Annotated in this window: 21 protein-coding genes and 2 tRNA genes; 10 read left to right on the forward strand and 13 right to left on the reverse strand. The window is 49.0% G+C overall.

The window, feature by feature from the left end; genetic code table 11:
* Window positions 1-137: 137 nt before the first annotated feature.
* From P2G85_RS18125 to P2G85_RS18145, 5 genes are all read left to right on the forward strand, one after another.
* Window positions 138-887, forward strand: coding sequence for a copper homeostasis protein CutC (locus P2G85_RS18125; RefSeq protein ID WP_275865477.1), 750 nt, complete (start codon window positions 138-140; stop codon window positions 885-887).
* A gap of 193 nt (window positions 888-1,080) precedes the next feature.
* The gene (gene ppk2 / locus P2G85_RS18130; RefSeq protein ID WP_275865478.1) at window positions 1,081-1,857 is read left to right on the forward strand and encodes a polyphosphate kinase 2; all 777 of its coding nucleotides are present in this window, start codon (window positions 1,081-1,083) and stop codon (window positions 1,855-1,857) included.
* Window positions 1,858-1,866: 9 nt separating this feature from the next.
* Window positions 1,867-2,796: a LysR family transcriptional regulator gene (locus tag P2G85_RS18135; RefSeq protein WP_275865479.1), complete on the forward strand. Its 930-nt coding sequence runs from the start codon at window positions 1,867-1,869 to the stop codon at window positions 2,794-2,796.
* Between the two features lie 141 nt (window positions 2,797-2,937).
* A complete protein-coding gene (locus P2G85_RS18140; RefSeq protein ID WP_275865480.1) occupies window positions 2,938-3,576 on the forward strand; it encodes a YadA-like family protein in 639 nt (212 codons plus the stop codon).
* 47 nt (window positions 3,577-3,623) lie between these two features.
* Window positions 3,624-4,103 carry a hypothetical protein gene (locus P2G85_RS18145; RefSeq protein ID WP_275865481.1) on the forward strand — a complete coding sequence of 160 codons (480 nt, stop codon included), beginning with the start codon at window positions 3,624-3,626 and terminating at the stop codon, window positions 4,101-4,103.
* 3 nt (window positions 4,104-4,106) lie between these two features.
* Here the strand turns inward: P2G85_RS18145 and phoU are convergent, their stop codons facing one another.
* Genes phoU through P2G85_RS18165 form a run of 4 tightly spaced genes read right to left on the reverse strand, consistent with a single transcriptional unit; the run spans window position 4,107 to window position 9,563 of the window.
* Entirely contained in the window at window positions 4,107-4,805 is a 699-nt protein-coding gene (phoU, locus tag P2G85_RS18150) for a phosphate signaling complex protein PhoU (RefSeq protein ID WP_275865482.1), read from the reverse strand.
* A 31-nt stretch (window positions 4,806-4,836) separates the two neighbouring features.
* Entirely contained in the window at window positions 4,837-5,655 is an 819-nt protein-coding gene (pstB, locus tag P2G85_RS18155) for a phosphate ABC transporter ATP-binding protein PstB (protein WP_275865483.1), read from the reverse strand.
* 2 nt (window positions 5,656-5,657) lie between these two features.
* Window positions 5,658-7,331: a phosphate ABC transporter permease PstA gene (gene pstA / locus P2G85_RS18160; RefSeq protein WP_275865484.1), complete on the reverse strand. Its 1,674-nt coding sequence runs from the start codon at window positions 7,329-7,331 to the stop codon at window positions 5,658-5,660.
* 27 nt (window positions 7,332-7,358) lie between these two features.
* The gene (locus P2G85_RS18165; protein WP_275865485.1) at window positions 7,359-9,563 is read right to left on the reverse strand and encodes an ABC transporter permease subunit; all 2,205 of its coding nucleotides are present in this window, start codon (window positions 9,561-9,563) and stop codon (window positions 7,359-7,361) included.
* 207 nt (window positions 9,564-9,770) lie between these two features.
* Here P2G85_RS18165 and ppk1 point away from each other — a divergent pair, with 207 nt between their 5' ends.
* Together ppk1 and ppx are read left to right on the forward strand one after the other, a co-directional pair.
* On the forward strand, window positions 9,771-11,861 hold the full coding sequence (gene ppk1, locus P2G85_RS18170; protein ID WP_275865486.1) for a polyphosphate kinase 1: 2,091 nt from the start codon (window positions 9,771-9,773) through the stop codon (window positions 11,859-11,861).
* Entirely contained in the window at window positions 11,845-13,359 is a 1,515-nt protein-coding gene (gene ppx, locus P2G85_RS18175) for an exopolyphosphatase (protein ID WP_275865487.1), read from the forward strand. The genes ppk1 and ppx overlap by 17 nt, the downstream gene beginning before the upstream one ends.
* 12 nt (window positions 13,360-13,371) lie before the next feature.
* Here the strand turns inward: ppx and P2G85_RS18180 are convergent, their stop codons facing one another.
* The 3 genes from P2G85_RS18180 to phoB are packed head-to-tail and all read right to left on the reverse strand — an operon-like array spanning window position 13,372 to window position 16,356.
* The gene (locus P2G85_RS18180; RefSeq protein ID WP_275865488.1) at window positions 13,372-14,337 is read right to left on the reverse strand and encodes a phosphate ABC transporter substrate-binding protein PstS family protein; all 966 of its coding nucleotides are present in this window, start codon (window positions 14,335-14,337) and stop codon (window positions 13,372-13,374) included.
* On the reverse strand, window positions 14,334-15,635 hold the full coding sequence (gene phoR / locus P2G85_RS18185; protein ID WP_275865489.1) for a phosphate regulon sensor histidine kinase PhoR: 1,302 nt from the start codon (window positions 15,633-15,635) through the stop codon (window positions 14,334-14,336). The genes P2G85_RS18180 and phoR overlap by 4 nt, the downstream gene beginning before the upstream one ends.
* 31 nt (window positions 15,636-15,666) lie before the next feature.
* Entirely contained in the window at window positions 15,667-16,356 is a 690-nt protein-coding gene (phoB, locus tag P2G85_RS18190; RefSeq protein ID WP_275865490.1) for a phosphate regulon transcriptional regulator PhoB, read from the reverse strand.
* Window positions 16,357-16,579: 223 nt separating this feature from the next.
* Here phoB and rdgC point away from each other — a divergent pair, with 223 nt between their 5' ends.
* From rdgC to P2G85_RS18205, 3 genes are all read left to right on the forward strand, one after another.
* Window positions 16,580-17,494, forward strand: a complete 915-nt coding sequence (gene rdgC / locus P2G85_RS18195) for a recombination-associated protein RdgC (RefSeq protein ID WP_275865491.1) — start codon at window positions 16,580-16,582, stop codon at window positions 17,492-17,494.
* Window positions 17,495-17,659: 165 nt separating this feature from the next.
* Window positions 17,660-19,060, forward strand: coding sequence for a tRNA 5-hydroxyuridine modification protein YegQ (gene yegQ / locus P2G85_RS18200; protein WP_275865492.1), 1,401 nt, complete (start codon window positions 17,660-17,662; stop codon window positions 19,058-19,060).
* A gap of 2 nt (window positions 19,061-19,062) precedes the next feature.
* Window positions 19,063-19,317 (forward strand): YfhL family 4Fe-4S dicluster ferredoxin, encoded by a 255-nt coding sequence (locus P2G85_RS18205; protein ID WP_275865493.1) that lies wholly within the window; start codon window positions 19,063-19,065, stop codon window positions 19,315-19,317.
* A 43-nt stretch (window positions 19,318-19,360) separates the two neighbouring features.
* On the opposite strand, the gene P2G85_RS18210 is transcribed toward P2G85_RS18205, so the two are convergent.
* From P2G85_RS18210 to P2G85_RS18235, 6 genes are all read right to left on the reverse strand, one after another.
* Window positions 19,361-19,669, reverse strand: coding sequence for a hypothetical protein (locus P2G85_RS18210; RefSeq protein ID WP_275865494.1), 309 nt, complete (start codon window positions 19,667-19,669; stop codon window positions 19,361-19,363).
* A gap of 343 nt (window positions 19,670-20,012) precedes the next feature.
* Entirely contained in the window at window positions 20,013-20,855 is an 843-nt protein-coding gene (gene mepA, locus P2G85_RS18215; RefSeq protein WP_275865495.1) for a penicillin-insensitive murein endopeptidase, read from the reverse strand.
* A gap of 12 nt (window positions 20,856-20,867) precedes the next feature.
* A complete protein-coding gene (locus P2G85_RS18220) occupies window positions 20,868-21,200 on the reverse strand; it encodes a DUF1904 domain-containing protein (protein ID WP_275865496.1) in 333 nt (110 codons plus the stop codon).
* 159 nt (window positions 21,201-21,359) lie between these two features.
* Window positions 21,360-22,625, reverse strand: a complete 1,266-nt coding sequence (locus P2G85_RS18225) for a GGDEF domain-containing protein (protein ID WP_275865497.1) — start codon at window positions 22,623-22,625, stop codon at window positions 21,360-21,362.
* 344 nt (window positions 22,626-22,969) lie between these two features.
* Window positions 22,970-23,046: transfer RNA gene (locus P2G85_RS18230), tRNA-Trp, on the reverse strand.
* Between the two features lie 35 nt (window positions 23,047-23,081).
* Window positions 23,082-23,158 (reverse strand) — tRNA-Asp (locus tag P2G85_RS18235).
* Window positions 23,159-23,197 lie beyond the last annotated feature (39 nt).

A 23,197-nucleotide genomic window follows, 5' to 3' on the forward strand; every position in this document is an offset into this window, starting at 1 on the left:
TTTTCATGTTCAAAATCCCCACAAAAGAGGCACTAACTCACAGCAAACTTTACCTCTATTTCTAACCTGTTGCAGACAAAATCCTGAACAAAGCCCTGTTACTATTGCTCGCAACAACGACTCTCCAGGATAAGTAAATGAATGCTCAGTTAGAAGTCTGCATTGACAACATTGAATCGCTCCACAATGCCATTGCCGGCGGAGCCACCCGCATCGAGCTGTGCTCTTCGCTCAGTCTCGGCGGGCTTACCCCCAGTTACGGTTTTATGCGCTTAGCCGCGAAATGCTCCCCCATCCCGGTCTACGCCATGATCCGTCCCCGCCAGGGTGATTTTTTCTACAGCGAAGAGGAAATTGAAACAATGTGTCTGGATATTGAGTCAGCACACCTGGCAGGATTAGATGGTGTGGTTCTGGGCGTCCTGACGCACGACGGACACATTCATCTGCCCCATGCCACTACGTTGTGTGCAAAAGCTCATGCACTCGGCTTAGGCGTCACCTTCCACCGGGCCTTTGATCAGTGTCGAGAAGCATCACAGGCGCTGGAAGAAATCATTAGTCTGGGCTGTGAGCGCGTCCTGACTTCCGGCCTGGCCCCCAGTGCACCGCAAGGGATTGAGGTTTTAAAGTCTCTGGTGCAACAAGCTCACGGGCGTATCTCCATCATGGCGGGAGCTGGCGTGAATGCCGGAAATGTCAACCAACTGATTGAACAGGCGCAGATTGAGGAAGTGCATCTTTCCGGAAAAACCACTCGCCCGAGTCAGATGACCTTCATCGCTGCACAAAGCAAAATGGGCGCTGCCGGGGTGGATGACTTTATCATTCCCATCACCAGCACTGAAGCAATCGCCAGTGTGACGGCTACCCTAAAACGAGGGTAACGATAAATTTTGCTTAACCCAGGTCAGTTCCAGAAGGACGAACTGATCTGCGCAAGCTTCTGCGGTATTTGGCCGGCTGACCAACACCCGGTGCCAACCGTTTTACCCGGCGTTTCAACCTAAAATTTGCACAAAAGATCAACATACCAACCCAGTTGAGTGCTAACATGTTGATAACAAAGGAAGGTAAAGCATGTCAAAACTCAAAAAAAAGGGCTATGAAAACGAGCTGGAAAAGCTGCAAATTGAACTGGTTAAGCTGCAAGAGTGGGTCAAGCTCAAGGGCCTCAAAGTAGTGGTGATCTTTGAAGGACGAGATGCCGCCGGCAAAGGTGGGGTCATCAAACGGATCACCGAAAAACTCAACCCGCGGGTATGCCGGGTCGCTGCCCTGCCCGCTCCCACCGAAAAAGAGCGAACGCAGTGGTACTTCCAACGCTATGTGGCCCATCTGCCCTCAGCCGGAGAAATGGTGCTGTTTGACCGCAGCTGGTATAACCGTGCCGGGGTCGAGAAAGTCATGGGTTTTTGTACCCTGGAAGAATATGAAGAATTCCTGCACTCCTGCCCGGAGTTTGAACGCATGCTGCAACGTTCCGGAATTATCTTGATCAAGTACTGGTTTTCCGTCTCGGATGAAGAGCAGGAAAAGCGCTTTCGGGGCCGGATCAATACTCCGATAAAACGCTGGAAATTCAGCCCGCTGGATTTAGAATCGCGTAACCGCTGGGCGGAGTATTCAGAAGCCAAAGACAAAATGTTTGCTTACACAGACACCAAACACAGCCCCTGGTGGGTTGTCCCTTCCGACAATAAAAAGCGCGCCCGGCTCAACTGTATCAGCCACTTACTCAGCCAAATTGAATATAAAGAGATTGACCACCCAAAAATTGTACTGCCTAAATTGAACACCGAAGGCTACGTGCGGACGTCAATTCACGATCAAACCTTTGTTCCAGAAAAGTATTAGAGATCTGCTATGGCAAAAGACCGGTTCCACAATCTTGATCTGAACCTGCTCAAAACCTTTATGGTATTGATACAAGAAAAAAACATGCGTAAAGCATCGCAACGTTTGCTTGTCTCGCAGCCAGCCATCAGTCAAGCACTGCAAAAAATGCGTCACCATTTTAATGATGAGTTGTTTGTGAAAGTCAAAACCGGACTTGAGCCGACTCCTTTTGCTGAGTCGCTGGCTAATCAAATCGCGCCTATCCTGGATGAACTCGCTGCCGCACTGAACCGCTCTTACCAGTTTAACCCCGGTGAAATTGACCATAAGCTGCGTATTGCACTATCTCCTATAACCTTAAACTGCCTGTCTGGAAGCCTGTTTGAACAACTTCGCCAGCAAGCTCCCAGAGCTCAGTTAGAGTTGGTCAGTTGGAACAATAATAGTGAAAATGAGCTCATAAAAGGTGAAACACTGATTGGTATCAATTATGGTGTGCAACTACCGAATAAGGAAATCTACGCCCAGAAGCTGATCGATTTAAGTGGTAGGGTACTGGTCCGCAAAGACCATCCAATAAAAAAAACCACAGCTGTACCAGAAGACTTTTCGCGCTATGAAATTGCGTCGCTGATTACACCGGGCTGGAATGACAACTTCAGCGTAGCCTCACGTATACTGACGCAAAGGGGCATCGAGCACAAAATTGGTTTTCGTTCAGAGCTGGTGATGGCTGTGATTGATGTGATTCAACACACTGACATGTACTTTCCGCACTCCAACCTCTTCCCGGTGGAACAATACCCTAATTTACGTGCTATCGATGTTGCGATTGATGGCCGAACTTTCGACATCCCGGTATTTTGTCACACGCATTTACGCAACCGCAACAACCCACTAGTACGGTGGCTATTCGGCTTAATCCAGGAGATACTTACCAAGCAGGTAAATAAGTAGAGCTTATCACCGAGATAACGTCTATTACTTAGTCATAACCAAAATCACTCAATAAAATGACGCTCAACTTAAAGGAACTTCGCCAACAGCGAAAAGCCACAGTAAGGATGCTGCCGTTGTTTAATTATTGAGAGTAAAGATATGTCTAACCATACTGTTAAACTAGCCGCCGCATGTGCCATTCTAGCGTCATTCCAAGCACTTGCCGCACTGGAGCCACCCCGGCCCAACCCGGGCATTCCGACCAATCCAATTCAGGGTATCCCTGAGCATCCTACCTTACCGCAAGTGGATAACAGTGTTCCTGGCATCCCGGACCGTCCACGCCCCGACATGCCGGCAACACCGCCTATAGAAGCCGCTCCGGAACAACCGGTATTGCCAGAAAAAGACAATGGTATACCTGGGATCCCTGATCGCCCGACACCTCAGCTGCCATCTAACCCAATTGAGGCTACTCCGGTCGACGATCGCCTTAATTATCTCGAAAACTTGGCAGTAGAATACGACTATCGTTTAAATCAACAAGCCGAACAGATGGATGGTATCCGTGCGAGCCTGCATGCCGTGACCAATGCACGTCCTTATGCGGCCAATGGTGAATTTGCTCTAGGTGCCGGTGTCGGTTTTTCCGGCAGCAAAGAAGCTCTGGCTGTTGGCGGCGCTTACGGAATCAATGATCAGATAAGCGTCTCCGGCACCTTCCACTACGAATCGTCTGGCAAATACTCTTCATCAGATGTGGCCGGAGGTGTCGGTGTACAAATCAAATTCAACTAACTCTGGGTTAGCAGATATACATAACGGCGAAGGTTCCAGGTAGAGCGATGAAACATTCACTGTCATTAATGGCGCTATTAATCGCGCCTCTTTCTGCACAAGCTTCCGGTTGGTATATCTCTCCGGAGCTCAAAATTGGGTCATTTCGTGGGGCTGGCATCCAACTTGGGGCTACTGATGTGGCCGGATTCGACGCACTCTTTCTGGATTACTCACAAGTCAGTTACAAAAGCGGTAATTTTGATGAAAAAATCGACGCTTACCGCATCGGCTTTGAGCATATGTTTGCCCATCAGCCTCAAATGGGATTTCAGGCCAGTCTGGGCTTAGCGGCTTATGAGGGAAGATATCGCGAGGAGCAGAGGGAGACTGCTGGCCTGAGTGTCGGGGGAGCATATGTTTATCAGGTGAATCCAGTGTTCTCCGTAAGAGCAGGGGCAGATCTTGACGTCTTCAAAGACGGTAAAACCCACACCTTCACTGACACTATGATTAACTTTTCTGTCGGTTTTGGTTTGCGTTTCTAACGTTTACTTCAGTACGTCATCAATGCTTTGCTCGCCAAGATGGCGTACATCTTTCCCTTTGACAAAGTAGATAATGTATTCACAGATGTTCTGACAGCGGTCGCCTACCCGTTCAATCGCCCGGGCAGACCACATCACCTGCAAAATATGCGGAATGTTTTTCGGGTCTTCCATCATATAGGTCATCAGCTGACGGATAACCGCTTCGTACTCAGCATCCAGCTTATCATCCAGCTTATGCACTTCTGCTGCAGCATCCACATCCATGCGGGCAAAGGCATCCAGTACCTGATGCAGCATTTGGATCGCCTGGCGGCACAGTGGTTCGAGAGAAACCTGGAACTGGCGCTCTTTCGAGGAGGGACTTTCAATTGCGACATACGCAATACGCGTTGCAACATCACCAATCCGCTCCAAATCGGTGATGGTTTTAATGATCGCCATGATTAGGCGCAAGTCTTTCGCCGTCGGCTGGCGCTTGGCAATGATGCGGGTACAGGCGTCATCGATGGTCACTTCCATGGCGTTCACTTTATGATCGTCACGGACCACTTTGCGTGCCAGCTCAATATCTTCTTTATGCAACGCCTGAATGGCGAAAGAGAGCTGCTGCTCAACCAGCCCGCCCATGGTCAGTACATGGGTGCGAATCGATTCCAGCTCGGCATTGAATTGCCCGGAGATGTGACGTCCAAAGTGCATACTTGTCCCTGTTATTTCAGTGTTGGTAAATCTAACCGTAGCGGCCGGTAATGTAATCTTCTGTCTGCTTTTTCAGTGGCGAGGTAAAAATCGAGTCCGCATCAGAATATTCAATCAGTTTGCCCATATGGATGAAAGCGGTGTGATCGCTCACCCTTGCCGCCTGCTGCATGTTGTGGGTAACAATAACCACAGTATATTGAGTCTTCAGCTCATTGATAAGCTCTTCGATCGTTAAGGTTGATATCGGATCCAAAGCGGAGGTCGGTTCGTCCAACAGCAGCACTTCCGGCTCAATCGCAATCGCCCGGGCAATCACTAGACGCTGCTGCTGGCCACCAGACAAGCCAAAGGCATTTTCATGTAAACGGTCTTTCACTTCATCCCATAGTGCCGCAGAGCGTAATGAACGTTCGGCGGCGTCATCCAAAGCCCGGCTGTTCTTAATCCCCTGCAAGCGCAAACCATAAACCACATTCTCATAAATCGACTTCGGAAACGGGTTAGGCCGCTGAAAAACCATTCCGACCCGACGCCGCAACGTGGCGACATCCACACTGGGAGCATAGATATTTTTACCATGCAGGCACACTTTACCATTCACGCTACACCCTTCGACCAGATCGTTCATCCGGTTGATACAGCGTAATAACGTCGATTTACCACAGCCAGAGGGGCCAATGAAGGCGGTGACCTGCCCTTTCGGGATACGCATGGATATATCATGGAGCGCCTGAGCCTGACCATAGAAAAGATTAAGGTTTTCAATTGAAATCGCCGTTTGTTCATCCGTCAGATTATGGACATCTAACGGGGGCGGAAATCCCAATGCACTATCGAAGTTCAGCATACTTAATCTTGTCCTAATGTTTTGTACTTCTCGCGTAAATTGTTGCGGATGTTTATTGCTGTTAAGTTTAGCCCGACTATCACCGTCACGAGCAAAAATGAGGTGGCATACACTAACGGTCTCGCCGCCTCGATATTGGAGGTCTGGAAACCCACATCATAGATATGGAATCCTAAGTGCATAAACTTGCGCTCTAAGTGCACATAGGGAAACTGGCTGTCCACCGGCAGGCTTGATGCCAGCTTGACCACCCCAACCAACATCAGTGGTGCAACTTCCCCAGCGGCACGGGCGATAGCCAAAATCAATCCGGTAATGATCGCTGGCGTCGCCATCGGCAACACCACCCGCCACAAGGTTTCAAACTGGGTTGCTCCTAAAGCAAGCGAGCCGTGACGGACTGAACTGGGAATACGCGTCAAACCTTCTTCGGTCGTGACGATCACCACCGGCAACGTTAACACCGCCAGGGTCAATGCCGACCACAGCAGGCCCGGCGTACCAAACGTCGGCGCGGGCAAACGCTCAGCATAAAATACATTATCAATCGATGCGCCAATGGTATAGACAAAAAAGCCTAAACCGAATACCCCATACACAATCGACGGTACCCCGGCAAGGTTGATGACCGCAATCCGGATAATGCGGGTTAGCAGAGTGTTTTTGGCGTATTCATGCAAATAAATCGCCGCTACCACCCCAAGCGGCATCACAATGATCGACATGATCAACACCAGAAAGACCGTACCGAAGATAGCTGGGAATACCCCGCCCTCTGAATTGGATTCTCGGGGTTGCTCGGATAAAAACTTCCACACCTGTTTGCCCCAATGCAGCACTTTATCCAGGGTCGACATTTGGTTGGGATACCAGTAATCCAGAATATCTTCCAACAGGATTGCCACCTGCTGTCCTGTCATGTCTTCCACCAGCAGGGCGTAATCCGACAGTTGCAACCTCAGACCATCTAACTGCAACTCTAACATCGCCAGTTGCGACTCAATCTGAGCTTGCCTGGCTGCATAATCCGCCAGGTAAGCGCCGGTTAACGCCCCATTAAGTTCGCGTTTACGCTTATCTAAACGCAATTGCTCCAGCTGCCAGCCCAGAGACTGCAACTGCTCACTCACTAATAACTGGATCTCGTCGCGCAGGGTATCAGCGTCGCTCAGCTTTTTCTGTAGTACTGACTGAATATCATCCTGATATAACGTTTCACCATCTCGGAACGCGATGAATTTGCCAAAGAAATACCCGCCGCTACTGCGCTCTATCACGGCCCAGTCTGTCGGTTTGGTCGGTTCATCAAGCTGCATTTGCAACACAGAAATAAAATCCGACGGATACAACTCACGGTTGGCAATCTTAATACTCAGCCGGGTGGCAAACTCTTCATCATCGGCCAGTTTACCTGCCGACTGTGGCGGTAAATAGCTTCTGGGCACAAAACTGCGCTCATACACCTGGCCAACCAGGATGGTATTCTTATCCAGCACCTCACCTTGTACCGGGGTTAGTTCGCTCACATTCCACTGATACAGCGGGGCGGGCCAGAAGTAAGTCAGCCCTTTCCAGCCAATCAACAATAATAGTCCAAGCACTGACAGCAAGCTGATACTGACCGCGCCACCAGTTAACCAAATCCAGGGCGCACCCGAACGGATCCATTTCAACACGCTGCTACTCGCTCTATGTCCACTTGATTACAATGCACGATACTTCTCTCTCAATCTCTGACGAACCCATTCAGCCAGGGAGTTGACGGCAAAGGTGAACACAAACAGGATCAGTGCCGCCAAAAACAGCAAGCGATAATGGGTGCTACCAACTTCAGATTCAGCCAACTCTACCGCAATAGTCGCGGACAGGCTGCGTAATCCTTCGAGAATATTCCAGTCCATTAACGGGGTATTGCCGGTCGCCATCAGGACGATCATCGTTTCTCCTACAGCACGTCCAAGCCCCATCATGATCGCGGAGAATATCCCGGGGCTTGCCGTCAGCAACACAACATAAATCAAGGTCTGCCATGGTGTTGCCCCCAATGCCAGAGAGCCATCAGACAGGTGCTTAGGCACAGAGAACACGGCATCTTCAGCAATAGTGAAAATGGTCGGGATCACCGCAAACCCCATCGCCAGCCCGACCACCAAAGCATTGCGCTGATCAAAACCAATCCCCCGCTCAGTGAGAAACAAACGAATATCACCGCCAAAGAACGTTTGTTCCAGCAACGGCGCCATCCACAAGCCAAAGCCCACGACAGCCACCAGCACCGGCATTAACACCAGCGCATGCCAGCCATTTGGCAGGCGGTTGCGAAGCGTGCCAGGAATGGCGGCCCACACTCCGCCCATCAGTATGGTGCTGAGGGGTAACATGAATAACAACACGATCACCGAAATCAGGTGGTCTTCAACAATCGGCGCAAACCACAGCCCGGCCAGAAAACCAATGATCACCGTTGGTAAGGCCTCCATCAGTTCAATCGACGGTTTGACCACACGCCGCATACGGGGCGACATAAAGTAAGCGGTATAGATCGCGCCCAGCACCGCTATCGGGACAGAGAACAGCATCGCGAACATCGCAGCTTTAATCGTCCCAAAGGCTATCGGGATCAGGCTGAACTTAGCTTCAAAATTATCGCTGGCCGAGGAGGACTGCCACACGTACTCCGGCTCAGGGTAGCCCTCGTACCAGACTTTACTCCACAATGAAGACAGTGACACTTCCGGGTAAGGATTATCCACCAGGGCAACACTCAACTCATTACCCAGCAGCGTGATCACATAGCGCTCGTTGTTGGACATCGCGGCCAACTGCGGCGATTTTGCGTAAGCCCGCTGAAACATCACCAGCTTTTCACTGGTTGTGTAATGGCTTTGCACTGTGCCATTGGCGAAAAAGCTGAAGAAGCCTTTGCGGTGCGTATCCGGCAACAGGAACGCGAGTTCAGAAGCGAGTTTAAAATCGCGAATATGCGTTAGAGCTCGGCGTTGTTGCTGCAGGGTATCAAACCACTGTGATACTTGCCCGTCCTGGTGGGTTACCAGCAACGAATACGCACCGGCTAACAAATCCATGCTACGCACTTCATGCTTAGTTTCTCCCTGGCTGAGATCAACCACCTCCCGGACAGCAAAAGCCTGCTCAGTTTGCTGCAGAACAACCAGTTCCGAGCCTTGACGTAAATACAGCGTTTGGCCATCTGGCGTCAGCAACATCTGCTCCGGAGCGCGGAATGCGGAGGAGAAGGTATAATTGATGGTAGTAACACCGTTACCAAATGACCGGGGCTGTTGCCAGCGCGCGGCCAACCGACCGGATTGCGTTTGCCATACCATCACTGGCGATGACTCATTGAATGCAAAGACAAACTGGCGTACTGGATCGCTGGGATCACTCAAGCGCATATCCATCTCGGCACGATAGTGGATGACTTCCGGTGAGCGCGCATTCTCACGCAGCGTCGCATTAAACTCAGGCTTAAACAGATACGCACTGCCATTATCATCAACCAACCCATACCAGCCCATGCCCGGCACAGATTGCGCAAACGCAACCGGGTTAGTGGCTAACTGTTCGACATGTACGGCGGGGGCATTCGGATCTTGCAGGGAAAGAAAGTGAACCTGGCCATTGCGGGTCAAGACCAGTGCCAGTTGGGCGTAATCATCAACAGCGATCGCAAACGGCTGCTTGGCCTCAATCTGGCGCTGAGCATAATTGGTTTCAATTTTTGCATCGGAAAACAGAGGGATGGTCACCATTGCCAGATAAACAAAAATCAATATCAGCGCCGCCAACACCCCGACTCCACCGGCCGTCACTGCAAGACGAATCAAACGATCTTTAATCAAACGCTTTTTATCTTTTTCCTGCAATGAAAACTCGGCTTGTGCCATTTATCTCTCTACCTTTTTTGACTCAGTACCAGAATATGTCGCTTAGATGACAATTATATTACAGATCACATTAAACACCTGAAAAGAATACAACTATTGTGCAATACTTAATATGAAATAAATCTGTAACAAAAAACACATAATGTTCTCATTCATACACACCGCGTCCCCTATCGGGTGTGTTTTACTTTTTGGTCAGGTAAGGTTATGAGCGCAGAAAAATTATACATAGAAAAAGAACTGAGCTGGTTATCATTCAATGAGCGGGTATTACAAGAAGCCGCGGATAAAACCGTCCCGCTGATTGAGCGTATTCGGTTTCTGGGGATCTTTTCCAACAATCTGGATGAGTTCTATAAAGTTCGTTTTGCCGATGTGAAACGCCGAATCATGATCAATCAGGAACGCGGCGGCAGTGACAACCCCAAACATCTCCTGGCCAAAATGCAATCGAAAGCTTTGAAGCTTAACGAACAATTCGATGAATTATATAGTGAATTAATCCGGGAAATGGCACGTCGCCGCATTTTTCTGGTCAACGAGACCCAGTTGGATGAATCGCAGCAGAAGTGGATCACCAAGTATTTCCACAATCAGGTATTGCCGCACATTACGCCACTGTTAATGAAAGATGAAATTGATGTCCTGCAGTTCCTCAAAGATGAGTACGCGTACATTGCGGTCAAACTAAGCAAAGAGACCCAATCTCAGTACGCTTTGATCGAGATCCCCACCGATCACCTGCCGCGCTTTGTTATGGTGCCGGAGCAAAAAGGCAAGCGACGCAAGACCATTATCTTGCTCGATAACATTATCCGTTATTGCTTGGACGACCTATTTAAAGGCTTTTTTGATTATGATGAGCTCAATGGGTATGCCATGAAAATGACCCGCGATGCTGAGTACGACTTACGCAACGAAATCGAGTTCAGTCTGCTAGAACAGATGTCGGAAGGCGTCAGCCAACGCTTAACCGCCATGCCGGTACGTTTTGTCTATGAGCGGGGCATGCCAGATGACATGCTCGAGTTTCTGTGCCAGAAACTGCAAATCTCTCACTACGACAGCCTGATCCCGGGTAGCCGTTATCATAACTTCAAAGATTTTATCGCCTTTCCTAACGTTGGCCGTGAGTACCTGGAGAACAAACCGTTGGCACCGTTAAAGTGTGCCGATTTTGAAGGTCATCCCAACAAGTTTGACGCCATCAAAGCACAGGATATTCTGCTGTATTACCCCTACCACACCTTTGACCATATCTCGGAGCTGGTGCGTCAGGCCTCGTTTGATCCCAAAGTGATTTCGATCAAAATTAACGTTTACCGGGTAGCTAAAGATTCCCGGCTGATGAACTCACTGATCGATGCGGTGCATAACGGTAAAAGTGTCACCGTGGTGGTGGAACTGCAGGCTCGCTTCGACGAAGAAGCCAACATCGAATGGTCGAAAGTGCTCACCGAGGCGGGGGTGCACGTGGTCTTTGGCGCCCCGGGATTGAAGATCCATTCCAAACTATTGCTGATCAGCCGCCGAGAAGACGACCAAATCGTACGCTACGCGCATATCGGTACCGGCAACTTCCATGAAAAAACCGCCCGCATCTATACCGACTTTTCACTGCTCACCGCCGATCAGGAGCTGACCAACGAAGTGCGCAATGTATTTGGCTACATAGAAAACCCCTACCGACCGGTACGCTTCAACCACTTGTTCGTATCGCCGCGCAATTCGCGCAAACAGATTTACCGCCTTATCGACAGTGAAATCGCCCATGCTAAAGCCGGCAAAAAAGCCGCCCTGACCCTTAAGGTCAATAATCTGGTTGATCGAGGCATCGTCAATAAGCTTTATGGCGCCAGCAATGCCGGCGTGAAAATCAATATGATCATCCGAGGCATGTGTTCATTGGTACCCGGAGTCGAAGGCGTCAGTGACAATATCCGTATCATCAGTATTGTCGACCGGTTTTTGGAGCACCCTCGCGTCATCATTACGCACAACGATGGCGACCCTCAAGTTTACATTTCATCGGCAGACTGGATGACCCGGAACATTGACCACCGCATTGAAGTCGCCACCCCTATCCGTGATCCTCGGTTAAAACAAAAAATTATCGATATCCTTAATATCCAGTTTACTGATACGGTCAAAGCCCGCTTGCTCGATAAAGAGATGAGCAACCAGTACGTCTCGCGCGGTAACCGGAAAAAAGTTCGTTCCCAATTAGCCATTTACGACTATCTTAAAAACATAGAGAAACAAACCAGAAAGCAAAAATCAGATGTCTCAGATACTTGAACAAAATGTACGCTATATCGCCGCAATCGACCTCGGCTCGAATAGCTTTCATATGGTAGTAGCCAAAGTGGTGGGCAGCGATCTACAACTGGTCAGCCGCCACAAACAACGCGTACGCCTGGCTGCCGGACTTGATAATGAAATGAACCTCAGCCATGCCGCGATGGAAAGAGGCCTGGAGTGTTTGGCGATGTTCGCTGAGCGAATTCAGGGTTTTGAGCCGTCCAATGTGCGTATTGCGGCTACTCATACCCTGCGTCAGGCGAAAAACGCGCACCTGTTTATTCAACGGGCACGCGAAGTCCTGCCGTTCCCGATCGAAATCATTTCCGGCGAGGAAGAAGCCCGCCTGATTTACCTTGGGGTGGCACATACCCAAGTTGAGTCAAACTCAAAACTGGTAGTCGATATCGGTGGGGGCAGCACCGAGATGATCATCGGTCAGGAATTTGAGGCTGACCTGCTAAACAGTAAACGGATGGGCTGCGTCAATTTCACTGAGCATTATTTCAAAAACGGCAAGCTATCACGTAAGAACTTTAACAAGGCCATCTTGTCGGCAGAACAAAAACTTGAATCCATCGCGGGTAAATACCAGAAGAAAGGCTGGGACATTGCGTTAGGCTCTTCAGGAACCATCAAAGCGATCCGCGAAGTACTGTTAGGGCAAGGACACGACGATGGCATGATCACCCTGCCCCGCTTACACCAGTTGATTGAGACATTGTGTGCACTGGAGAACATCGATGGCCTGGAGCTGGCAGGGTTGGCCGATGAACGCAAGCCAGTCTTTGCCGCGGGAGTCGCGATATTAACCGCCCTGTTTCAGGCGCTCAACATTGAACAGATGTTTTTTTCTGACGGCGCATTAAGGGAGGGATTACTGTATGAGATGGAACAACGGTTTGCCCGTACCGACATCCGCATGCGCACTACCGAAAACTTGGCACTGAAACATCATGTTGATCTTGAGCACGCCGCGCGGGTCAAAGGCTGTGCGCGAGAGCTATTGCAGCAAATTCATGTCGACCTCGGGATCAAAAAGAAAAGCGAACTGTTCGTTCTGCTGGAATGGGCGGCACTGCTGCACGAAGTCGGCTTAAGTATCAGCTTTAGAGGCTTCCATCGTCACTCCTGCTACATTCTCCAGCACTCCACACTACCAGGCTTCAACAGTGAGCAACAACTTCTGCTGGCGACGCTGGCACGCTTCCAGCGCAAGTCATTAAGGCTTAATGAGTTACCCGAGTTTAACTTATACAAAAAAAGCGAGGTGTTAAGCCTGATCAAGCTGCTGCGTTTGGCGATTGTCCTTAATGGACAACGCAGCGACATGCCTCAGGCTGAGGTGCAGCTAACGCTCAAAAATGACAAATGGCGACTGTCGAGTCCGGATAAAGATTGGCTGGAAAACAACAAACTGCTTGATGCAGACTTAGCTGAAGAGCAACAACGTTGGCATAATACCGGCTGGAAACTAGAGCTGATAAACGAGTAACAGAGAGTCGGCTTATAAGCCGACTTTTGCTAACTCCTGTAAAGCAAATTCACCGGATATCGGCACGTAACCATCTTTGGCGACCAACGTTTGGCCCTCAGCCGAAAAAATAAACCGAATGAATTCCGCCTCAATCGGGCTCAAAGCGTGATCGGGGTGTTTATTAACATACACATACAGGTAACGGGACAGCGGATAACGCCCGGAAACGATATTTTCTCGCGTTGGCCGGACATAATCGGCTCCAGTTTTGGCGATCGGCAACAACCGCACTCCTGAAACGCGGTAACCAACCCCGGAATAACCAACCCCACTGACGCTGGAAGCCACAGACTGCACCACCGATGCCGAGCCAGGCTGTTCATTCACTCGGGTCTTAAAATCCCCGCCACACAGGGCATTACTTTTAAAGTAACCATAGGTACCAGACACAGAATTGCGACCGAAAAGCTGTAAGTTGCGTTTCGCCCAATCAGTTTTAATCCCCAGCTGCCGCCAGTTAGTGATAAAGTCAAGCTCACCACAGCGCAGGGTGGCAGAAAACATCGCATCCAGCTGCCGAAAGTTCAGCCCTTCAATCGGGTTGTCCTGATGGACAAAGATCCCAATCGCATCAATGGCAACCCGCAAGGCCGTCGGCTTATAACCATGCTCTCGCTCAAAGGCTTCAACTTCCCTTAAGCGCATCGGCCGGCTCATCGGGCCGAACTGTGCGGTTTGCTCAGTCAGCGCCGGCGGGGCGGTCGAAGAGCCGGAAGCCTGAATTTGTGCATTGATATTAGGATAGATCGACTGAAATTCCTCAACCCACAAGGTGGTCATGCCTGCCAGGGTGTCGGAACCGACCGACAACAGGTTACCCACAATACCACTGGTTTTCTGGTAAGGCGGCAGCCGCGGCTCATCAGCCGAAGCGCTTCCCGCAAGCAGTGAAATACTCAGGGCTACCCATGAGAGTAGTTTTCTGGTGCTCGTCATGCCTTCACCACCAGGCGGTTAGGTAAAACAAATGAAAACTTACTGCCAACCCCAACTTCACTTTGTATTTCAAGGTGGGAGTCATGGTGGCTTAAAGCGTGCTTAACAATCGCCAAGCCAAGGCCGCTCCCCCCGGTGTCCCGCGAGCGAGCTTTGTCCACGCGGTAGAAGCGCTCAGTTAAACGATGAAGGTGCTGAGGTTCAATGCCGTCACCGCTGTCTTCCACTTCCAGGCACGCGCCTTGCGCCGTTCGAAACCATCGCACATAAATATTGGCTTCGGGCGGCGTATATTTCACTGCGTTATATACCAGGTTCGATATTGCGCTGCGCAGCTGATCTTCATCGCCCAACACACGCAGTCCGGTATCTATATCAAAATGCAGCTGATGGTTATTGTCCCCGCTCAGGCTTAATGCCTCTTTCTCTAATACATCCAGCATGCCAGGGACATCCACCACATCTTCCAGTTCATGCATTGGCGCCGCTTCAATCTTAGATAGCGTAAGCAACTGATTAACCAGACCATTCATCCGGTTAAGTTGCTCTGTCATCACTCCATGTGCTTTACTCCACATCGGTCCGACAACCATATCCGGATCTTCAGTCATCTCCAGATAACCCTGCAGAACCGTCATCGGCGTACGCAACTCATGTGATACGTTGGCAAAGAAGTTACGCCGCATACCTTCCAGCTGTTTAAGCTGGGTCACATCCCGCACCACCATCAGGTGCTCACCTTCGGTATAGGGCACTATCCGTAACTCAAGCATGCGTTCAACATTGAGCGGCGAGCGCATTTCCAGCGGCTCGGAAAAGTCACTTTTACTCAGGTATTTGATAAAATCAGGAGTGCGGATCAAGTTAGAGATCGGCTGTCCGGAATCTTCCGGCCAATGAAAACCTAGCAAGTGCTGCGCCAGGCGGTTGCACCAGACAATATTGCCTTCGGCGCGAAACACCACCACGGCATCCGGGAGTGATTCCGCACCGTTACGAAAACGACGAATTAAGTTGGTCAGCTCTTTACGCTTGCGTCGCTGTCGCTGCTGCAAACGGTATAAACCATTGAACAACGACTCCCAGTTGCCACTGCCAGACGGAGGGGTCAACCGCTTCTCATCCCATAACCAAGCCGACAGCCGGACTTGATTATGCAGGTGCCACACAAGTTGCAACGCCGTCGCCGCCAACAGCAACCACGGCATGTAGCCAAATATCCACCCGACAATCAGCCAGGGTGTGTAAAAAAAAGCCAGCTCCCAGGCCAGCCTTTTCCAAGTTAATCTTTCAACCACTCATTGCTCCGAATAAGGTTCTGCTAAAGCCTTAAGCTTTAGTCGAGAAGCGGTATCCCGCACCGCGCACTGTCTGGATGAGTTTATCGTGGCCGGCCGCTTCAAGTGCTTTACGCAGGCGCCGGATATGAACATCAACAGTACGATCTTCGACGTACACATTAGTGCCCCAAACGTTATTCAGCAGTTGCTCACGACTATAGACCCGCTCCTGATGAGTCATAAAGAAGTGCAGCATTTTAAATTCTGTCGGCCCCATATCTAACGCTTGATCATTGGCCGTCACACGGTGAGAGACAGGATCGAGCTTTAGTCCTTGTACATCAATCACATCTTCTAATGCAGTAGGCGTCACCCGGCGAATAACCGCTTTTAAGCGCGCGACCAGCTCTTTGGGAGAAAAGGGCTTGGTAATATAGTCATCGGCACCAACTTCCAAACCACGCACTTTATCTTCTTCTTCACCGCGTGCGGTCAACATCACCACCGGAATGTTACGTGTCAGCTCTTCACGCTTCATATGTTTGATAAAGTTAATCCCACTGCCACCCGGCAGCATCCAGTCTAGTAACACCAGATCAGGAAAAGGTTCCGCCAATTTCGATACCGCAGAGTCATAGTCTTCGGCTTCTACTGCTTGATAACCTTTCTGCTCAAGCACAAAACACAACATTTCACGGATTGGCGCTTCGTCTTCAACAACCAGAATCCTTCTAGACATAACTGAATAACCTTATGTTCGTTGACTTAGTAAAGTTAAGCGACAAAGCGCTCCTCTATGCATAAGCATTATCACTACCAATTATGACACTTTTGTGACCTTTGAAAACAAATTTTCACATAACTTTCTTTTGGGATTCATTCTGATATTTTGCATTTCACTTAAGACATTCAGGACAAAATTTCCTATGATTACGGCCCTGTCATCAGCCTAGAGAAGATTTATGTGGTTTAAAAACTGTCTGGTATACCGTGTTAACCGTGAAGTTAACTTCAATGCAGACCAACTGGAAACTCAACTGGCCGAGTTTCGTTTTACTCCGTGCGGCAGCCAAGATAAGCAAAAGTTTGGTTGGGTCAACGTGATGGGCAAACATGGCGACATGATGACTCACGTATCAGAAAACCGCATTCTGATTTGTGCCAAGAAAGAAGAAAAAATGCTACCAGCGTCAGTGATCAAAGATTCATTGAGCGCCAAAGTCGAAACCATGGAAGCACAAGAAGGTCGTCCTCTTAAGAAGAAAGAGAAAGACAACCTCAAAGATGACATCGTCATGGACCTACTGCCACGTGCATTTAGTCGTAGCAGCCACACTTACGTGCTGATCATGCCAAAAGAAGGCTTCATCCTGGTTGATGCCAGCAGCTACAAAAAAGCTGAAGACGTATTGGCTCTATTGCGTAAGACTATGGGTAGCCTACCGGTTGTACCTGCTATTCCTGAGGTCGCGATCGAAACCACATTGACTGAATGGGTGAAGACAGGCGACACACCGCAAGGCATCACTATGATGGATGAAGCAGAGCTTAAATCGGTGCTGGAAGAAGGCGGCGTGATTCGTTGTAAGAAGCAGGAGCTAACGACAGACGAAATCCGCAACCACATCGCAGCCGATAAAGTAGTGACTAAGCTGGCGTTAAACTGGCAAGATCGTATCGAATTCATCATGGCAGAAGATTCCGGCATCAAACGTCTCAAGTTCTCTGATGAACTAAAAGATCAAAACGACGATATTCCACGTGAAGATCAAGCAGCTCGCTTCGATGCAGACTTCTCTCTCATGTGTGGCGAGTTCAGCGCTTTCCTACCAAATCTATACGAAGCACTGGGTGGTCTGCCTAACCCGAACGCTTAACCTCGTACAAAGATTAACCACAACGCCCTCACTTTTTTGAGGGCGTTTGTTTATCTAAACCATAATTCTCCTAGTCACAGGTCACGTTTTGACGTAAAATTTGCGCCCCATTTCCATGAGGTGGATTTGGCCTGACTTGTGATCAGATATTAAGAGAATTGAGCAATGACAACTGAGAAAGCATTCGTACCTGAGCTACTGTCTCCAGCAGGTAGCCTTAAAAACATGCGTTACGCATTCGCCTACGGCGCAGATGCAGTATACGCTGGTCAGCCTCGCTACAGCCTTCGTGTACGTAACAACGAGTTCAACCACGAGAACCTGAAAATTGGTATCGATGAAGCGCATGCCCTCGGCAAAAAGCTTTACGTGGTATGTAACATCCAACCGCACAACTCTAAGCTTAAAACTTTCATCCGCGACCTTAAACCTGTGGTAGAAATGGGTCCAGACGCACTGATCATGTCTGATCCGGGCCTGATCATGATGGTTCGTGAAGCCTTCCCAGAGATGCCAATCCACCTGTCTGTACAGGCGAATGCGGTAAACTGGGCAACAGTGAAGTTCTGGGCAGCTAACGGCGTTGAGCGTGTGATCGTTTCTCGTGAGCTTTCTCTGGAAGAAATCGAAGAAATTCGCCAGCACTGTCCTGAAACTGAACTGGAAGTTTTCGTTCACGGTGCTCTATGCATGGCTTACTCTGGTCGTTGCCTGCTTTCTGGTTACATTAACAAGCGTGATCCTAACCAAGGTACTTGTACTAACGCATGCCGTTGGGAATACAAAGTAGAGAAAGGCAAGGAAGACGACGCAGGTCAGATCGTCGAAGAGTTCGATCCAAGCCAGACACAAGCAATCGAAGTTCAGGACGAACGTCCTGAAACAACCATCGGTCGTGGCAAACCGACTGACGAAGTGGTTCTGCTTTCTGAAAGCCACCGCCCTGAAGAAAAAATGGCGGCGTTCGAAGATGAACACGGCACTTACATCATGAACTCAAAAGACCTGCGTGCCATCCAGCACGTGGAGCGCCTGACTAAGATGGGCGTGCACTCACTGAAAATTGAAGGCCGTACTAAGTCATTCTACTACTGTGCACGTACCGCTCAGGTTTACCGCAAAGCGATTGATGATGCTGTTGCGGGCAAGCCATTTGATGAAAGCCTGATGGGGACACTGGAAAGCCTGGCTCACCGTGGTTACACCGAAGGTTTCCTGCGTCGTCACACTCACGATGCCTACCAAAACTACGACTACGGTTACTCTGTATCTGATGCTCAGCAGTTCGTTGGTGAGTTCACAGGTAAGCGCCGTGGTGACATGGCCGAAGTAGAAGTGAAGAACAAATTCGTTGTCGGTGACAGCCTTGAGTTAATGACGCCAAAAGGCAACGTGATCTTCACCCTTGAAGCGATGGAAAACCGCAAATCAGAATCGATTGAAGATGCAAAGGGTAACGGTCACTTCGTATTTATCCCGGTACCACAAGACATGGATCTGGAATACGGCCTATTGATGCGTAATCTGAATGCAGGTCAGGATACCCGTAACCCGACAGGTAAATAAGCATGGCATTGCTGATCACGGACAAGTGCATTAACTGTGACATGTGTGACCCGGAGTGCCCTAACGGTGCGATTACCATGGGTGACACTATCTTTGAGATTGACCCTGACCTGTGTACCGAGTGTAAAGGTCATTATGACAAGCCGACTTGCCAGTCGGTTTGTCCGATCACTAAATGCATTATTACCGATCCCAATCACGTAGAAACCGAAGAACAATTACTAGAGAAATTCGTAATTATTCAAGGTCTCGCATAAAGTTTAAAAGGTTCAACTTTGTATCCAGAGTTGAACCTTTTTATTAGCCTGATTTTTCTATCGGGTAAATATTGCAAAATATGTCTTTCTCAAAATGGGACTCTAGCCTGTCTCGCCAGTTTTTGGCTTGAGAAATAGGGATCAGATAAAAAGTCTCCCTGCAGGTATCCGTGACAAATGCCATACCGTGCTGCATCAATTCATAATGCACATCACTAATAAACCCAGGGTCGAGCCTTTGCCGCCCGGTCAGTTGGTTAATGTCTTGGCGAGATATCGAAACGCCGACCGACTCATTGCAGAATCGGTGTCTCAGCCACTCAGCAAACTCTTTTGCGCAAATCATTGTCATGGTCTTATCCTCGAGTCACTCTTCAACGGGCAGCAAACCAGTACGTCCTGGGACGTGTCTCTGCATTGCCTCATCCTGTATTCCAACCAACCGTCATCAGAGGTGCATCGTAACGAAAATGCTCCTTTTAAACATTGAGATAACCGGACAACAAATAACGGCTAAGCATTTGTTTATTTATAACTTCTATAATATGTCACGGCAAAACAGCCGCTTTTTAATACTTGTATTAATCACTTTAGACAAAAGCGTGATGTTTCTCCAGTTTCATAGCCAGAATTGCTGTGCACTAATCTGCACTAAAGACTACCAGCAAAGAACCAACATCACCTTTTAAATACCGTTACCGTGCATTGCCTGTGAGCAGCAACTGGCATTGATCTGGCATGACTTTGTGTTTTCCCGGTGAGCGAGTACGTTTCTTCGCTGTTGATTGGTTTTGTTTGATATGGGTTATCCAACTCGACAGTTCAGCACCACAACCATCTCCTTCGGGTGGCGGCGCTTGTTCAATGCAACTGGAACTATTAGCAGGACAAGTTAAACGAACATGGAAATGATAATGGTGGCCCCACCACGGGCGCACTTTCTGCAACCATCGCCTCCCGTCCCCGCTGGTACTCTCCTGATGGCACAACTGCTGCTTGATAACCGGGTGAACAAAAATACGTGCCACCGCATGATCTTGCGCTGCATATTTAACCATCTCAAAATGGCGCTCATCCCAGTTCAGGGGCGAAATCGAGTAACGTTGAAAATCCACCATACTCAGTGGCTCAGGCAGCTGAAGTTCTCGTTCTGATAGCGGCGTATCAGCAAAGCGAAGCCAAACATCAATATCAAGGCCTGTCTGGTGGCTGGAATGGCCGGAAGCAAAGCGCCCGCCACGAGGTAGTGATAAGTCACCGATTAAAAGAATAGTATCAAGACGTTGGGTAAGGGTGAGACTAAGTCGCTCAACAAACTGAATAGCTCTTGGATGCCCATAATAGCGATTTGCCTGGCTGCGCAGAACCTGATAACCAACACCATTTAGCGGCAATGGAACCGCCCCTTCCAAACAGCCATTGGCATAACCGCCTATCGAAGAAGGCTGATGCAGAGTCGGAGCTTTGACCTCCTCCCAAGGAGAGGCAAGCAATGAAGCTGAACAAAAAAGAAATACACTCAATACGCTCAGCTTCATCTTACTTACCTATCAGTAATGTTCACCATTATCGTAGTATTGCCTCGTAGCCAGTGCGGTAAAAATAACGGCCACATCCACTTCATGACCAAGAATACCGCGCACCTGCTGAGTGATAACGCTGGCCACGCTATCTTGTGTCTCCTGGCCTCGATCAAACCACAGAACTTCAACAAACGGGTAGGCACTACTTACCTCACCTTCTGCAAAAAATGTTGAATAGATATACTCAAAGGTAAAATCCTCTCGAGGACATTTCATTAGTGGCTGCAATTCATCCGTTAGCGAGGCAGAAAGCGCTTGAACCGTTTGCGGTTCGACCGCTCTAAAACGAAGGTGAGGCATAGAATACTTCCTAAATAATCGTATTGATAATCAATCATAGCAGGAACCGTTGAGGTGATCATCACGATGAAAGCACTGGCTTGAGTATTGATTTTCAACATTACTTGATAACCACAACTCACTATAATCCTTACAAGGCATTCGAGAAATATCATTTCGCTACCATCGCTCGATACACTCAACCCGGTTTTTACCCCTTTCTTTCGCCAAATAGAGCGCTTTATCTGCGCTCTGAAATGCTAAATCAAAAGTCGTCAGGATGGGGGCTACCCCAAATGAGCAGGTGATACTGACTCGTTTACTGATACGCAAAGACTCAATCTTAGAGCGAATACGTTCGGCGAATGCTAGTGCCCCATCCGCCTTGGTTTGCGGACAAAAAATAATGAACTCTTCTCCCCCCCAACGGACGAGCTCATCATGCTCCCTAAGTAGCGCAGAAACGATTCTGGTCAGCTGAATCAGCACCTGATCGCCTTTATCGTGGCCATAGGTATCATTGATAAGTTTAAAGTCATCAACATCAAACAAGATCAGACTGTCGAACGTGGGACTTTTGCTATGTTGTTCATATGCATAGTTAAATCCGTTTCGGTTTAAAACCCCAGTCAAGGCATCCGTTTTCGCTAAGACTGCGTATTTCTCTTTTTCGTCTTGCAGTATTTCCAACTGAATCTCTTTAGCGCGAACTTGCTTCTTTAAAGAAAAGAATCGCCAGCCAGAATGCATGATCGCGTACACAACCCACACTGAGAGCAAAATAATGTACAGCGTTTCCTTATCAATCCACTTTCCTTTAATGCTCACATCCCGAACAATGATTTCGGTGTTTTTTAATGCACGACTGTCACCTGTAGATATTTGCAGGTACTGGACCTGATCCAGGTTTCTTGATGTACTGATATCTGTGGGGCGAGCCAGATACCACCAAGAGGGAACATGAAACTGATCTAGCCGCAATGCATAGCGCACACTCTGGCCTGAGGGTTGCGATATGGTAGAGAGATTAGCTCTTAAATCGATAGCAGGATGTTCAGCAGTATTTGGCTCCGCGTTAAGTAGATAGATCAATACCGTATCATGAAGGTTCTGAGCCTCATGGTAAGCCAGGGTAAAAATTAGAGTGTCATAACGCCTCAGGTCAAGGCCAGAAGTAGGATCTTCCACCAGAGGGATCATCATACTGCAGAAGGGAAAAGTCAGTGAGTGGGCAGTCTGACACTGTAGGCGCAATGATTGTTGGGCATAAAACAACTCGCCCGTTGAGCGGCCACCATTAACCGTATCATTGAGTAGCGTCGCCCGCCTGAACGCCTCTGCAGGAACACTTACCGTCGCGACCATACCGAAATGATGCCATGTTAGAAGCCCTAACGTAACAATCACCAAAACCAGATAATGTCTTTCTTTAAACCAGTTTTTCATCGCCCCTCAAAATTAACAATCTTAACAACGACAACAATAAAGAATGCGCTTTCTATCGCAAAATCTTATCAGACAAAGCTCGCGCCGTATGTGATTCCGCGGTCATTATCGAGAACTCTGCTCCTCTAGGGACATACCGTAGCGAAACCACAAATGAAAAAGCTCCTGCATTTCTGCTGGAGCCTTAAAGATGGCACCGATGGACCGGGCCGGCACTTCGGAGAACCGACCGGGCTGGCGTTTCAGCTCCCAACACGCGTATTCTTGGAGATTGGCGGAATCCGCTGCTGAGTTGAAAGCTAGCAATACGAAAAAGGCCTAGTCTTTCGACTAGGCCTTAAATATGGCAGGGGTGGAGAGATTCGAACTCCCAACACGCGGATTTGGAATCCGCTGCTCTGCCAATTGGAGCTACACCCCTGTAGTTCGTGTTTAACGAGACGACGCTCAAATAAGTGGCGGAGTGGACGGGACTCGAACCCGCGACCCCCGGCGTGACAGGCCGGTATTCTAACCAACTGAACTACCACTCCGCAGTGGCTTACCTGCTATTGGCAGGTGTCCAAAATTTA

Origin of the sequence: Vibrio sp. CAU 1672 (assembly GCF_029223195.1) — a bacterium.
GTDB lineage: Bacteria > Pseudomonadota > Gammaproteobacteria > Enterobacterales > Vibrionaceae > Vibrio.